Raw genomic sequence first — 16217 nt, 5'->3', positions numbered from 1 at the left:
CCACGAGAACAAGCCTCCATATTAAAGTGACACGAGGTGGTATCTCAGACAAACGGAGCATTCTTGGTATCCGGTACAGAATGAGGCAAAAGAACCTATACTAAGAGAAATGGGGGGCTGGACGCGATCGCGTAATTCCGCAAATGCCTGTAGTATCGCAATGTTTCCCGTAATTTAAACCCAATCATTGTATAGGCCATGCCTTGAAGTCCTGCAAGATTGCGTCCTTTATCATCGCCATACTTCATGACGCTCGCAAAAGACCTCCAGCGCCACGACTCGCGCTCCATTGTGGGCGAGAACATGGTCGATGGGTGCGCCCAAGCGCCCCAAGACGGCAAAGCCCCAAGCGGAAGACGGCCATTACAAGCAGAAGCGCTAACACAAACCACCCGCGGGTGAGATTGTCGAATAAACGTGCTCCAGCGCTCCATACACTATGTTGAGAGGCAAGTTTCAGAACTGTTCCGACGATCAGACCGAGTATCGATAAAGCCGCCATGGCACCAGTCCAGACCGTCAAATGAAATGTGGCTTTGGAAGTGGAACATACTTCTGAAGCACCACAAAAGCCAGCTTGTGAAGTGCGCTGGCTTTCAATCAGAATATTGCGCTTTTGGTCAGGCGAATTGACGGCGACGATGCATAAACCCGAGCCCACATAACCCTGTCAAAAGCAGTGCGAGACCAGTAGGCAAGGGCACCGCAGACAACACATTGAACGTGATGCTTTGTAGTGCGAAGTTATCACGCCAGCTGTCAGCGCCGAACCCGATGAGCGAGCCTGTGACCTCTCCTGCGCCAAAGTAATGTGTGTAAGGATTAGAGTTTCCGTCACCTAAGTTTTCTTCGTAAATCACGGCTGTGGCCGGAAGCACAGAGCTGTCATAGGTGCCGAATGCGAACGTATCGCGGCGGTCCCAGTAAGAGAAGGTGACCGATGTCACTTCAACTGTCAGGTCGCCGAAATCAATCAGCGCGAATTCGTCCGGGCCCCGCCCGTCGATCAAATGATTGTCCAAGCACCGGTTTTGCCAGCGGCAGTCATAAACGCCCAATCCACTGCGATTGCTGGCCCCATCCCAGCTTGCAGTCCAGAAATTAGAAGTATTGATGATTGTGCCTGAGTTGTTGACCCGAACACCATCCACGCCGACGGTTACTGATCCATCCGTACTGGTATAATTATTAGAGCCATTGGTATAGCTGCGGTCAACGTTGAAATTTATCGTTGCTGCGCCCGCAGACGTTGCGCACAACAGAACGATAGCGGCGGCGAATCCCGCCCCGATCTGTTTTGTAAACATTTCAATCATTACCCCCTAAAAAACTAGGTACCAGTCGTGAGTTATGTCATTTCGACATTATTATCCTACTATACTGAATGAAATTAGCTTTTTTACGATCATTTTACAAGCCAGTAGGCTTTGTCGGGTTTTATTGCACAAATGGCCTGAGGTGACACATCTTGCGAAACCAGCGTGATGGCTGGAGCGCATGAGCAGCTGGGGGGCCACAAAGTACAAGACTACGAATTGGTCGTCTTACAATGACGCGTCGAAGCACCGAGGATCGTTGTCGATCTTTAATCATTTCGCTCTGCTTCGGAACTATCGGAAAACATCATCCAATTAACCAAAAACTTGTTTGCGTGCGGCTTGGGAACAATTGAGAATCGTAGCCGATATTCTCAACTCTCCTTTTGTCTCCGCTCGAGCATCAAAAATCGCCAGACGGCCATAAGAGTAGCGAAACCAGAAACATTCATCGCGCCTGGAACTTAGGATTGTTGGAGCGCCGTAAGATTTTTTGATTTGTGGACAATGACTATTTGTGGACCCGAGTTAAAATGTGTTAACGTTGTGGCGTGGCAGAATTTTCGCCATAATTGGGGTCTTTATTGATTTTTTGCGGCCTCGGTTCGATGTGAGTGCTGGTAAGCGTGTTGTAACGAGTATGAATCCACCGTGATTCATGTGTTTGTGAGTTAAAAAGTGACAGTTCAATACACTGATATTCCGAGAGAATCGCAACCTGTTATTATTCAGGTCGAACATGGAGTATATCGCTTTCCGCAGGTGGGCGTTTACTCAAACTTCTTTAAACGCATCCTTGATATTGCTCTGATTCTTCTGGCCTTGCCGGTCGTCCTGCCGACTCTGTTGTTTTTGGCATTGCTTGTCGCGCGAGATGGAAGCAATCCATTCTACGGACAAACGCGTATTGGCCGTGATGGCAAAGAATTCACCATGTGGAAACTGCGCAGCATGGTTCCCAATGCGCATGTTTTGCTGGCAGATCACCTGACGCGAGACCCAATTGCCAAGCGTGAATGGGACGAAACCCAGAAGCTCAAAAACGATCCGCGCGTCACAAAAATCGGTCAATTGATGCGTAAGGCATCATTGGATGAGTTGCCGCAACTCTGGAATGTTCTGGCCGGTGAAATGAGCCTTGTTGGTCCACGCCCGATGATGCCGGAACAAAAAAATTTATATCCGGGTAAAGCTTACTATTCTATGCGCCCCGGGCTGACTGGCCTGTGGCAGGTATCTCAGCGTAATGCCAGCAGCTTTGCCAGCCGTGCCGATTTTGACACTTCGTATGCTGGACAACTGTCTTTACGCACTGATCTGGGCATTATATTCGCGACAGTCGGTGTTGTGTTGCGTGGTACCGGATATTGATCCGCACTATTTTTCGGACAAGTGAACCACATACAGGCTGACGTCGGCAGCATCGCGTTTGGACTGTAACTCCTGATGACGTATGATGAAGTCGTCGGTGATATTTTCCGAAGTTGTGGTGAAGTTCCAGCAAACCCAGAACCGCCTTCCCCACTAGCGCTTGAGCAAGTCCGGAAATGCCATCTGAACACGGCGGGATGAGCGCCCCTTGATCCGCTGCATGGCCTTCGACAACGCTAGATGTGGTGGTACCGTTATGAACATATAGGCATGGTCCCGTGCCAAAACGCATTCTACATTATCCACGCGGATGGATTGCAAGTAAGCGGTGCGCCGATCACACGTCTGCAGCGCAATCCCAGGACACCAGACTGCTGATGTCGGATTGCTTATGACCGTTTGCGATGGCGGTCAGGGTGCGAGTGATCCAAGCGACCATCTTCAAGGAACACGGTCAGGCGTCCCAGTGTTGGCAATATAGCTCAGGGCTCTGCCGATGGGGGATTAGGCAGAGACGCAGGGACACTGTTTCTGAGGTTGAGTTGTAAGCCAAGCCCGCTCCGCAGCGGTGCAAATTACTTCTTCCAAATCAGGATCAAAGGGGTGTGTTGGGTTAGATATCGATACTGCGAACTACCTGATCATTAGCGACGACAGCTTTGCAGGTACCCTCATAATGAGTAATGGAGCCTACTAAGCCCGCAGGTCAGATTAAGCTGCGATCAGGGACCATCAGGACAGAGCTTTCATGGTGGCCGATCTCTGCCGTGGTTTGATGGGCCGCCGCACGACCTGCTTTATTTGGGACGGCACGATCTACAGCAGAGGCTTCTTTGGGAAATAACGCGCCTTCGGGCGCCTTGGGATCGGTGACACCGCTCCTAACATCGGGGTCGACCAAGCCACGTAATTCAGCGCGGATCAGATCAAGTTCTGTCACGCCTGCTTTTGACGTCGGGCGCGCATTTCCCGTCGGCGCGACATGGCGTCGCTGCGTTTTGCGGCCTTGTCGGATTGGACAGATCCTTCCGTTGTCGGGGTGGTTTCTGAAGTTGAACCGGTTCCAGCCGCGCCCTCTGTTTTTTCTTCGATCTTGGCAGCTAGTACACCCAACATTGGGAACCGGAAAATATCCGTGATGCTGAGACCCGGAACATTTAGCTCTTTCTTGATTTCCCGATGCGCCTGTACGGCCAGTAGTGAATGCCCGCCAAGGTCAAAGAAATTGTCGCGCGGGCCGATATCCTGAATGCCCAGAATCCGGGACCATATCGCGGCAACCTGTCGAACAGCCGTTCCACCCGATGCTGCTGCGGGTGCGGGGTCGGTGGTTTGCACCACCTGGGTCTGTGTGGTTGGAGCGGCCTTGCGGGGCCGAGGGGCTGGCAACGCCTTACGATCAATTTTCTTGTTGGGCGTCAGTGGAAAGCTGTCCAGCGTAACGAAATGTGCGGGGATCATGAATTCGGGCAGTTGTCCGGTCAGCGTATCCCGCAGCGCCCGTTCATTCAGGTCGCCATCCGCGATCAGATAGCCGACCAACTGGGTCAGGCCCGGAGTGTCTTCGCGGGCCATAACAACGGACTGGCGAATGCCTGATTGGGCATCCAGAACACTTTCGATCTCTCCCAATTCAATCCTGTATCCGCGCAGCTTGACCTGATGGTCCGCCCGCCCCAGGAAATCGAGTCGCCCATCCGGACGCCAGCGCGCCAGATCTCCTGTCCGGTACATCCGAGCACCGGGTTGGTTGTTGAATGGGTCAGGCACAAAACGCTCGGCCGTTAAGTCTTCACGCTGCCAGTACCCACGGGCAACGCCAGCCCCGCCAATGTAAAGCTCACCCGCGACACCAGTGGGTAGTGGGTTTTGATCTTCGTCCAGAACATAAACCTGAGTATTGGCAATCGGTCGACCGATGTTGACCGTACCCAACACCGGAGTTGCAGTTTCAGTCGTCGACCAGATGGTGGTTTCGGTCGGCCCATACATGTTCTCAACATGTGCCGAGGTGATCTCGGCCAATTCCGAAACCAGTGAGCCGGGTAGCGCCTCGCCCCCGATCATCATGTGCTTGAGGCGCGCCATCGCCTGACGGGCCTCGTCATTCATAACCAGCATCTGCGCCATGCTGGGGGTACACTGCATATGCGTAACCTTGTGGCGATGAATTTGCGCTGCGATCGAGAAATCATCCTCGGCCGGTTCTGTATCCTGATTGGACAGGCGCAGAACTTCGGCCAGAGGTTTAAGCCCCTCAAGCACCTGATCCACCGGGACGCCATAGTCGATCAGACAGGCAATCTCATCCACGCCAATGCGCTTGAGCTCTTCGACGCGCGCCAAGCAGTCTTCGACCGTGCCAAAAAGACCCGAGTCTTCGAAATACCGCAGGAAGGCGAAATCAAGAATGCCCTCAAGTTCTTCTTCTTCAAGCGAGCCCAGGTCCAGTTCGAACGCATTGCTGACGCCCTCGGGTTTCTTGAAGGCGGGGAAGGCCCAGGCATATTGTTTGATCAATCCTGCAGCGGAGCGCAGGTAATCCTTCATCGGTTCGCGCGCCACTTCGCGTACCTCTTCACGATCCGCTCCGACGAATGTATGCAACATCAGGGTGACTGTGTGGTCCTTCGGGTCATGGCCTGCTTCGCGCAATGCGCTGTGGTAGAGACCGATTTTGTCAGCGACTTCATCGACGCTTTGTCCCAGAAGGTGGGTCAGGACATTTGCGCCGATGGCGCCAGCCTCTTTCCAGGTTGCCGGGTTGCCTGCTGTGGTGACCCATACTGGAAGCGTCTTCGAAACCGGCCGGGGCTGAGTGACAACAGCGTGCATTTCTCCGGACTTCTTTGGAAACTCGACGGGCTCTCCCTTCCAGAGTTTGCGCAGGATATCGATGGATTGCAGCATGGCTGGCTTGTTGTCCGGCGGGGTGTTTTCTGGGCGCAGAACGAAATCATCAGGTTGCCAGCCAGAAGCGATCGCCAGCGCCGCACGTCCGTTGGTCAGATTGTCGATGATGGCCCATTCCTCGGCGATCCGGGCCGGATGGTGCAGGGGGGCGACACAGGAGCCCGCGCGGACCGATAGGTTCTCGGTGACGGCTGCGACGGCTGCGCCAGTGACTGATGGGTTCGGATAGGGACCGCCAAAGGCGTGGAAGTGACGCTCGGGCGTCCAGACAGCGCAAAATCCGTGCTTGTCGGCGAATTTTGCCCCCTCTAGCAGGGATTTGTATTTATCGCGCCCGACGCCGTCATCATTACCCCAGTAATAGAGGCTGAAGTCCATGCCACGTCCGGTGCTTCCGCGCGCAGGGGTACTGTCGCCCGCCACAAGGGCGCGGTTATCATCATCGCTCAGAACAACCTTGAAACCGCGGGCCAGTGTCCAGAACAACTCCAGCACGGAAATATCGAAGGACAAGCTGGTGACTGCCATCCAGACACCTGCCGGGTCATGTGAAATACGCCCATCCATGCCGGTGAAGAAGTTCGATACATTGCGGTGTTCGATCATCACGCCCTTGGGTCGTCCGGTCGAACCTGACGTATAGATCACATAGGCCAGATCATCTGCCGTCACGGTGCTGTCGGGGTTGCTGTCAGCCGCAGCAGACAGGCGCGAATCCGCATCGATTGACAGTAGCTGCGCCCCGGATTCCGGCAAGTTCCGGGCGAGATCGGTCTCGGTGATGACAACGGGTGCGGCGCTATCCTGAAGATACAGCGCAGTGCGATCCGCCGGGTAAGAAGGGTCCATCGGCACATAGGCACCGCCAGCTTTGAGAATACCCAGAGCTGCGATCACAAGCTGCGGCGAGCGTTTGACATGCAACCCGACCAAAGTGCCGGGACCAACCCCCATATCCTGCAGAACATGCGCAACCCGGTTGGCCGCACGGTTCAAGGCATCGTAGCTAAAGCTTTGATCTTCGAAAGCCAGCGCAGTGGCGTCGGGCGTCCGGGCGACTTGGGTTTCAAAGTGCTGGTGAATGCAGGTCGTGTGATCATAGTCCGTGTCGGTCGCATTCCATTCCGTCAGGATTTTCACCCGCTCGGCTTCAGACATCAGGGATAGATCGCGGATGGGTTTTCCAACCGTCTCTGGGGTATCCAACTGTGCCATGATGGCCTCAAGCCGGGCGGCGATCAGGGCCAGCGCCTCGGCGCTGATATGGCCACTGTCGGCACAGAGCTGAATCTGACCCTCTACAAGCGACAGGGTCAGGCTGGTGCCGGGGATCAGCTCTGCGTTTGTATCCGTCAAGCCAAGCTGCGGCATAGCAAAATGATCATCTCTGGACCGGGACAGACGCGCGGGCAGGTCAATGGAAAACCCGCCACGTGCCCGGGCCGCAGTGATGTCCTGTGTCAGCCCGGCTTGAAGCTCTACCATGGTATTACCCGATGACACGGTGACTGGCACCCAGTCGCTGATATAGTCTGAGGCCGTTTCGGTCAGAGATAGAGCCAGATTCAGAGTATCACCTCCCCCTTGGCGCAGGAAAAGCGCGGCCAGCGCAGTGGCGGCTTTCTCGAATGTGGCGCTTCCATTTACGATATGTGTAATCACCGCGGATGCGGGCGCATTCCGCTCAATCAGTGGCAGATCGGAATGTTTCAGTGTTTCCAATGGTTTCCGCCAGTGAATATCTGCTTTGGCAGTGGGGGTGAGTGTGGCGGTAAGCTCGGCCCGGTCTGCGGCACTGAACAAGGGGAGCACATTGCAATCCGGGGCGATGTCTGCCGCCGTGATCCCTTCGCCAAAACAGTCTCTAAACTGGCTTAATCTGATGGCGTCCTGTCCGGTGGCGATAGTCAAGCTTTCCGCATCGCGGGCCAGAATTGTACCCGGTGCGGCCGGTTCCGATGATTGAACCTCGGCCTGGCCAACCAGATAGATCTGTTCTCCGGTGTCCAGCTTGGGACAGGTCAGCGGGTTCCAGTAGTCTCCATGATCAAGGGCACGTACCAGTGTGGCAATCTGTGTGGCCGGGGCGGTGAAATCAATCTGTGCTCCGGCCCCGGGGCGCGCGTCACGGGCAAAATAACTGCGCTGGCTCAGGTCCTGAAAGTGTGGGTTGGGAACGCCCGCCTCAAGCGCTGCGATGACATCGGGAAAACTGTCCATCGCAGCGCCATAGCATTTGGTGTTGAGCGTCAATGCCGTGTCGTTTACGCCGATATCCACATGACGCTGGGTGATAATGTCGCCTTTATCCACTTCGCATGTGATCAAGTGCCAGCTGATGCCGTGCCGAACTTCTCCATTCAAAAGCGCCCAGACCGGCGCGTTCAGCCCGGCATAGCGAGGCAAGGGACCATCATGGAAATTGACCGCCCCTTTGCGGGCCTGATCCAGAAGCGTCTGCGGCAGAAGATCAAGATTGGCGATACTGAGCAGCCAGTCAAACTCGGTATCAGCGACCCGGTCAGCGAGGTCCGCACCCGGCGCGTGAACCGTCAGCGACTGGCCTTCAGCCCAATTCCGCACATCCGGATTTCGGGTTACAACACCTCGAATATTGTGACCGGCCTCAAGCAGCATTGTTCCGCATTGCACAAGTAAGGATTCATGGCCGATCAACAGGGTTGAAAAGGGCATATGTTACTCTCCAGGAATAGGATCAGGCCGATGTTCTCGCCTATTATTGGGCAGGCAAGCGTACAGGCCAGCCTTTAAATCGTGCCAAGCTAAAGTCGTTAGAAAGAAAGGCGGTACGTCGCGTTTCCTGCGGGTAATCAGACAACGTAGCCAATGCAGAAAACCGCCGCTCAGATGAGCAAGGGTCGCCCCAACCGCATAAAGAGCACCGTGGTTTTTAGTGAAATAGTATAGACGCGAGTCGAACCAATACGTTGGCACTCGGCTCCAGGACTTCATGCCAGTCGATACCGAACCGATATGCATGACGCGACTGTCTCGCAAATAGTATGTCTGATACCCGGCTTTTGCAGCGCGGCGGCATAAATCTGTTTCTTCGAAATACAGAAAGAAGGTCTCGTCAAACAAACCAATTTCATCAAGGAGGCTTTGACGCATCATCAGACTTGCCCCAGCCAGCCAATCGACTGGGCGACTGTGATCGGGGATTGGAATTGGAACAACACGATGCGCCAGAATCCGGCTAACCGGCCCAAAGCGGATTGCGCTTTCAAATTCACTGGCGATCGACGGAAAGCGGAAACTGGTCAGATGCGGATCATCATCTTCGCCGTGAATATAGCTGCCGGCAAAACCAGTTTGTGGGTTGGTATCGAGATGATCACGCAGGATACGGATGGCCTCTTTTTCGGGAAAAGCGTCAGAGTTCAGCACATAAATGTAATCAGGTGCATGCCCATTGCTGAGCTTGGCGCGAATACCAACGTTGTTGCCTGCTCCATAACCACCATTGTGCTCGGATTGCAGTACTCTGACCCTGTTGTTTTTATTCCAACCTTGCGAGGCGGCATGTGCACACATCCGCTCAAATGACCCGTCTTGTGAATTATTGTCGACAAGGATGATTTCGCCTTCGACACCTTCCATTGCCTTGAGGGCTGCTTCGGCTGAGCGCAGGCTCATCTCGGCAGTCTTATAATTCAGAATAATGGTAAGGACGGCAGAACCGGGCATTGTTATTCAGCCGCCTCCTGCCGGAGTTGTCGAAGAGGGGTAGAGAGTGCGGATTTGTCTGCGGCTTCCAGACTGCGCCGCATCCGAGCCGCGAGTACTCGTACATTGGGCTCCAACACCATGGAGTCATGATCTCCGGGGACTTCATGTATCTCAAGTTTAGGAGCCCATTCGGTCCAGTCATTATCAGGGCTCAGGTAGTCGCGATCGTCATTGACCAGACGGTCTGGCGCGACCTGCCATTTACCAACAAGTGGCGGGCGGAACAGAGTCAGCGGCCCATCCCAAGGTTTGAGCGGGTAATTGGCGATACTTTCCAAAAACGCAGCTTCAATGGCGGTATCGTGGAAATTTTGACCTGCTGTCGTGGTATCGTCTTCAAGACGACGCTGTCGTTTCTCGACCTCCCAGGCGATACGGTTTTTTAGCCAAGTTATCGGGTAAGATAACCCCTTCTTCTTCAGCTCAAGCCACTGGATCACCGCTCGATCCCGCGTACTCAACGCCCGGGGGACCGGCAAAGGTGTATCCAGCATGATCAACGCCAGAACTTCCTCACCTGCTTCCGTTAACTGGCGGGCAATCTCGTAAGCGGTAATACCACCGCCGGAAAACCCACCCAACATATAGGGGCCATGTGGCTGAACCTGACGCATTTCGGCGATATAATCACATGCCGCTTCGCACAGATCACGGTGGGGCTCCTCGTCGCCGTAAAGGCCGCGAGCCTGCAGTCCATAGAAGGGTCGGTCGGATCCGATCAGATGGGCCAGATGGCGCAAGTTGAGCACATTGCCAAACATGCCCGCCACCAAGAAGAAGGGTGTCTTCGATCCACCTTCGCCCGAATGCATCGGCACCAGATGCGTAAAGCGACGTGTAGGTGCGACTGGTGCATTTGCTGGGGTCACTTCCGCAGTGCCCTCGGTGGGGACACCACGTGCGGCGATCAATTCGGCACATTTGCGAATAGTAGGCGCCTCGAACAGCACTGAAATAGGGAAGTCCACATTGTAGGTTTTCCGAATCTGCGCAAAAAGCCGGACGGCGATCAGGGAATGCCCTCCAAGGTCGAAGAAACTGTCCTCGACCCCGATCTGATCAACCCCCAGCAGCTCCTGCCAGAACCCGGCCAATCGACGTTCAATATCATTGTCCGGCGCCACATATTCCCCGTCGAGGTCTGGGCGCTGGAATTTCTGCTCGCTGTCACCGGTGGACGCGCCCGTCTCTGCGGCCTGTTCAATCAGTCCGTTCAGGTCCAATGATGAGAGAATGACCTGCGATTGGTTCAACCTTAGTGCGCGGAAGAAGAGGTCAGCGCCTTCTGTCGAGGAAATACCTTGCGACAAGTTATGACGCAGGCGCTCTTCGGCAGGCGACAGAGGTTGTGCAAGTTCCACATCACCCGTACTCGCGGTGTTTGGTGCTTCACTATGGGCAAAGTCGGCAACGGATTCTATTCGCCGAATGGTGAAGCCTTCGACTTCGACACAGACACTGCCATCAGGCAGGGCAATTATGACATCGAAACTGGCCGTTTCGCCGTCAGCCTGATTGTCACCAGCGCTGCGCACCCAGCTCACGATTTGTGGCCCAAGCGGGTGGTGCACTTTCACCGAGCGATACGAAACGGGCACCCACAGATGGGTAGGTTGATAGCCTTCGATCAACTCCATCGCCCATCCCGTCGCCAAATCCATCAAGCCGGGGTGCAGATCATAGCCTGCGGTCAGATCGTCAGTTAGGCTTCCACGCAGGCTGAGATGGGCGATCCCTTCCTCGGCTCCAAGTGCTGTTTGGGTCAGAACCTGCCAGCGTGGGCCGAACTTCAAATGTGCTTCTTGTGCAGCTGTCAGGCGCGCATTTTCTTCGGCTTTGTACTGCGGAGCGCATCGGGCGATGATAGCAGCAATATCAAGAGGTTCTGGGTTTTCCAGCGGCAAGAGCGACAGGCTGGCCTGCGCGTTCATCTCAAAGCTCGATCCCCCTTCAGGTGCGCTCTGTATCACCAGATCATAGCCCATATCGCTGCGTGGCAGGCGCAGTTGCACTTGTTGCCCGGCATCATCGTCAACAGCCAGCGGACGCAGAAAATAAAGGTCGCGAATTTCGAACGGGCCGGTTTCGCCTTGGGCGCGCAGGGCTTCGGAGGCAAGCTCCAGATAGCCTGTGCCCGGCACCAGCGCCTGACCCGCCTTGGTACGGTGATCATCAAGGAACCAGCGCTCCGCCACTTCATACTCTGCGGTAAAAACCCGATTTCCGGACCGGTCAAAAGTGGCGTTGTCCAACATGGGTTGGTCAATCGGTTCAACCGGCGCTTCTTCGGGCCCGATACGCGTTTCCATGGCGTCCGCGGCCATGCCCACATCGGACCAGATGCCCCAGTTTACAGCCAACACCTGTGTTTGGTCTTCCGAGCGCGCGCGCGCATAGGCGTTGAGATACTCATTTGCGGCCACATAATCTATCTGCCCAATGGGCGCGGTTGCCGTCGAGGTCGAGGAAAACAAAACCAGCCAGTCAAGCGCCCCGTCAGGAAATACCTGATCAAGCACCTGTGTGCCGTGAATCTTGGGGGTAAAGATGTCTTCAATCTCCATCATGGACTTGGTCATAATGGGCGCGTCATCGATCAAGCCAGCGGCATGAATGACACCATGGATTTCTCCGAACTCTTGCGCGCTGCGCGCAATGATGCGCTGCATGTCTTCGACATTGCTGACGTCCCCAGCAATCGGCAGGACCTTCCCGCCAGCGGCTTCAAGTGTCTGGATGGCGCGGATGTTCCGGACGGTTCGGTCCTGCGGAGCATTCTGATGCAGTATTTGTTCCCAGCTGTCACGCGCAGGCAGAGGGCTACGGGCCATAAGAACGATGTTGGCTCCGGTTTTGCGGATCAGAGCTTCGGACAATGTGAGCCCAATACCTCCGAACCCACCGGTGATCAGATAAGTGCCCCCGTTGCGCAGAGGTAAATCTGCAATGTCAGGCTCAGGCAGAGGCTGCGACCGGTACCCCTGTACATAGCGTTTGCCGCCGCGAATGGCCGCCGTCAGCGTGGCAGGTTCTGCCAGCAGATCCTCAAGCACCTGACCCACCATGTCGCCGGGCAGCGCCGGGCGGCGGCGTTTGCCTTCGGCTTGAGGCAGATCGATATCGAGCAGGGCACATGTCAGGCCGGGAAACTCGCGCGGGATCACCCGCGTAGGACCTGTCAGCGTGGCTTTTTCCGGGTGCGGTAAATCTTCATCCCGAACCTGTAATGCGCCCGAGCTCAGCACATGCATGTGCAGCGGCATTGGTAGGTCTTCTTCGCCAATCGCCTGCGCCAGGAAAAAGAGACTGTAAAAGCCTTGCTCCAGATTGCGATGGAAGAAACTGCTGCCAGGGCGGAAACTTTCACGGTCTGTCAGGGACCAGCCATGCACGATACGTGTGGGCAGGCGGCTCTGATCCGACAAATCCCTGAGCAGCATGTCATAGCCTTCGCGCCCCCGCTCCGGGGCAAGACAGTAGTGATCTTCATGGATGCGCGCAAAACCGTCGCCAGGAACCACCGTGATGACGGCATGGCCAGCACCACGCAGGCGCTCAGCCAATTGACGACACAGCCCCGCTTCATCTTCAAAGACAAGCCAGCTTTCTGGTGGCACATCTTCCAGGCCCTGCGCCACGTCGATATCGCAAGCAGCATAGGTAGGGGTCCAGCTGACACGATACCCCCAGCCAGCGGGATCATCGCTGCGCATCAACCATTGAGTTTCAGCATCTGACTGGGCTTTGCCCGGCTCAATGAAATAAGGCGCGCGTTGGAAGGCGTAGCTGGGCAACACGACGCGATTGCGGCGCGCCTCGCCCCAATACTGGCCCCAGTCAAAATCTCCGCCCAACGCCCAGACCCGACCCAGCATCGCCAGGAAATATGCGTCATCAGCGATGTCATCCTTTGGATGGCGCAAGCTGCCGATAACTTGGTTGGCGTCAACCTTGTCATGCTGACCCGTTAACGAGGCCAGCGCTTTGCCCGGACCAACCTCGATGAAAATCCGTTCGGGGTTTTCTGCCAGTGTGGTGATGCAATCTGCGAAATGAACAGTGTTTCTGAGATGCCCAACCCAGTATTCTGGATCAGTTGCTTCCTCGGTTGTGATCCAGGTGCCGCTCCGGTTCGACGGAAAAGGAATTTGCGGAGCGTTCAGGGTGATACTGCGCAGGTAGTCCCCGAAATCCTGCAGGATCGGCTCTAACATGCGGGAATGGGCGGCGATGTCGATCTGGATACGTTGACAGTCGATGTCCTGCGCCTGCAATCGGTCTGCAAGCGCGTCAAGCGCGGCCTGAGGCCCGGTTGCAATACTCAAACCCGGAGCGTTCACCGCGCCCAAATCCAGATCATCCCCCAGCAGCGGGCGCAACTCATCTGCAGGCAGCGGTACGCTCAGCATGCCACCTGCGGGCACAGTATCAAAAAGCTGGCCGCGCAGATGTACAAGGCCGATGCAGTCTTCAAAGGACATGACACCGGCCACACAAGCAGCGGTGTTTTCCCCCATGGAATGACCGACAAGCGCGGCTGGTTCCACACCCCAACTGATCCAGAGCTGCGCCAGCGCATATTCCGTGATCATGATCAGCGGTAATTGCACCGACGGCGTGGTCAGGCGCGCGTCGGCCTCGGCTTCCTGTCCGGGTTCCGGCAGCCACAATGAACGGATGTCATAATCGATCTTGGGCTGCAAAATCTCCAATCCGCGATCCATCCAATCGGCAAAAACAGGCTCTGTTTCATAGAGATCGCGCGCCATGCCGGCATATTGTGCGCCGCCCCCGGGGAACATGAAGACATGATCGGGATTGTCGGAGATGACGGAATGCGTAAAGACCCGGCGAGGGTCGCCGCCTTCCAGAAGCGCCGCGGCTTCCTCGTGGCTTTCAGCAGCAATCACACGGCGTTTTTCAAATCCCTGGCGGCCTTCTTTGAGGGTCCATGCAATATCAGCCAGATCTTCATCCTGATGCCGCCGCAAATGTGCGGCCAGTGCAGCTGAATTGCCCTCAAGCGCCTTTTTGCTGTGCGCAGAAATAGTTAACAACTGGAACGGCCAATCTGATGACTCAGATGCGGCCCGTGCGGGTGCTTCCTCCAGCACCACATGAGCATTGGTACCTCCAACACCCAGCGAGTTCACTCCGGCGCGTCGTGGCCCTTTGTGAGATGCCCATGGGGTCAACTGATCATTGACGCGAAACGGGCTGTCTTCGAAATCGATCGCCGGATTGGGTTTTTCATAGCCCAGGCTTGGTGGGATTTCCTGATGATACAGGGCCAAGGATGCCTTGATCAGACTCGCCACACCGGCGGCTGTATCCAGATGGCCAATATTGGTTTTCACCGATCCAAGCTTGCAAAAACCCGTCTCATCGGTGGTGTCAGAAAAGGCCTGTGTCAGCGCAGCCACCTCGATCGGGTCACCAAGATATGTACCAGTGCCGTGGCATTCCACATAGTCGAGCGTATCTGCCGTAACATCGGCCATGACATGGGCTTCCGATATGGCGGCGGCCTGTCCTTCGACGGAAGGAGCCAGATACCCGGCCTTGTCAGCACCATCATTGTTGATCGCCGTGCCCCTGATCACACCCCAGATGTGATCGCCATCGGCAATTGCATCTGACAAGCGGCGAAGGATAACGGCCCCCGCCCCCGATCCAAAAACCGTCCCCTGCGCCCGATGATCAAAGGCATGGCAATGACCATCCGGCGACAGGACCTCACCTTCTTTGTAGATATAGCCGCGATTTTGCGGCAGCTCGATGGTGACACCCCCGGCAATCGCCATATCACACTCACCGGTCAACAGCGCTTGCGTAGCATAATGTGTTGCCACCAGTGAGGTTGAACAGGCCGTTTGCACATTCACGCTGGGGCCTTTGAGATCAAGAATATGGCTCAGCCGCGTCGAGAGGAAATCCTTGTCATTGCCGGTATGACGCAACAGGAACATGCCCACGTCGTCCACAAGGTCAGCATTCGAGCAGATGTTGAAATAAAAATAGCTGCCCATACCACAACCGGCGAAGACTCCAATCGGACCTGAAAAGCTCTCGGGTGTATGGCCGGCATTTTCCAGAGCTTCCCAAGACACCTCAAGGAATTGGCGATGCTGCGGATCCATGATGGCAGCTTCCTTGGGGGAGAGGCCAAAAAACTCGGCATCAAAACCCTCAAACCCCTCCAGAGGGGCGGCAAAAGGCACATAATCCGGTCGGTTTAGCAAATGCGGAGCTTCACCCGCTGCGCGTAGATCGTCTTCGCTAAGATGGCGGATGGATTCAATGCCGTCCCGCAGGTTGTGCCAATACTCTTCAACCGAGGCCGCCCCAGGCAAATGCGCGGCCATGCCAACAATGGCAATATCGTTTTCCCGAACGGAACTACTCACTTAAATACACCTATGACTGAACCGCATTGATCTTATGCAGTGCGAACAATGTTGCCAAACAAATCTGGCATTTTAAACACTATACAAATTTTGTGAGGATTTTTATCCCAACAGAATGAGACACATTTTTCATAAGCTAAAGGAACTCTCCAGAAAATGCCTTGGTTTGCGCGACCATAAGACGCGTGAAATCTGTTTAACTCAACGATAGACTGTCTGCAAAATGGATACAGAAAGTCGCTTTGGGGCAGTTTTGTTGCGTTATTGTCTGATGTCAGACGCAGGTTAGCAACTGTATTTCTCAAGCGGTCTGAGCGGACCATTTTTGTCTAGATTTGACGAGAACGTAACGGGCGCAACTCTTCTCTATCTCTTGGCAGATGCTGCAGAATCTTTTTCAGTCCTCCGTGGCGTTGAAGTCTTGATCGACCGTTATCTGGCCTAGACGGTATGTTACCGA

7 protein-coding genes are annotated in these 16217 nt (G+C 55.2%); 1 reads left to right on the top strand and 6 read right to left on the bottom strand.

Annotated elements, in window-relative coordinates; genetic code table 11:
• Positions 1-620: 620 nt before the first annotated feature.
• Positions 621-1307, bottom strand: a complete 687-nt coding sequence (locus tag ACR0NM_RS19190; protein WP_170399615.1) for a VPLPA-CTERM sorting domain-containing protein — start codon at positions 1305-1307, stop codon at positions 621-623.
• 687 nt (positions 1308-1994) lie between these two features.
• Between ACR0NM_RS19190 and ACR0NM_RS19185 the strand changes: the two genes are divergently transcribed.
• Positions 1995-2687, top strand: coding sequence for a sugar transferase (locus tag ACR0NM_RS19185; RefSeq protein ID WP_480616239.1), 693 nt, complete (start codon positions 1995-1997; stop codon positions 2685-2687).
• A gap of 153 nt (positions 2688-2840) precedes the next feature.
• Here ACR0NM_RS19185 and ACR0NM_RS19180 read toward each other — a convergent pair whose 3' ends face one another.
• From ACR0NM_RS19180 to ACR0NM_RS19160, 5 genes are all read right to left on the bottom strand, one after another.
• The gene (locus ACR0NM_RS19180) at positions 2841-2993 is read right to left on the bottom strand and encodes a transposase (RefSeq protein WP_255612279.1); all 153 of its coding nucleotides are present in this window, start codon (positions 2991-2993) and stop codon (positions 2841-2843) included.
• Positions 2994-3393: 400 nt separating this feature from the next.
• Positions 3394-3627 carry a hypothetical protein gene (locus ACR0NM_RS19175; RefSeq protein ID WP_480616237.1) on the bottom strand — a complete coding sequence of 78 codons (234 nt, stop codon included), beginning with the start codon at positions 3625-3627 and terminating at the stop codon, positions 3394-3396.
• Positions 3624-8294, bottom strand: a complete 4671-nt coding sequence (locus ACR0NM_RS19170) for a MupA/Atu3671 family FMN-dependent luciferase-like monooxygenase (RefSeq protein WP_480616235.1) — start codon at positions 8292-8294, stop codon at positions 3624-3626. Before ACR0NM_RS19170 ends, ACR0NM_RS19175 begins: the two co-directional genes overlap by 4 nt.
• 3 nt (positions 8295-8297) lie before the next feature.
• On the bottom strand, positions 8298-9308 hold the full coding sequence (locus ACR0NM_RS19165) for a glycosyltransferase family 2 protein (protein WP_480616233.1): 1011 nt from the start codon (positions 9306-9308) through the stop codon (positions 8298-8300).
• 2 nt (positions 9309-9310) lie between these two features.
• Positions 9311-15757, bottom strand: coding sequence for a type I polyketide synthase (locus tag ACR0NM_RS19160; protein WP_480616231.1), 6447 nt, complete (start codon positions 15755-15757; stop codon positions 9311-9313).
• Positions 15758-16217 lie beyond the last annotated feature (460 nt).

This window comes from Ruegeria sp. AF2 (assembly GCF_056542025.1).
The sequence above is the reverse complement of the archived record's forward strand: the minus strand, read 5'-3'. Positions and strand labels throughout refer to the sequence as shown.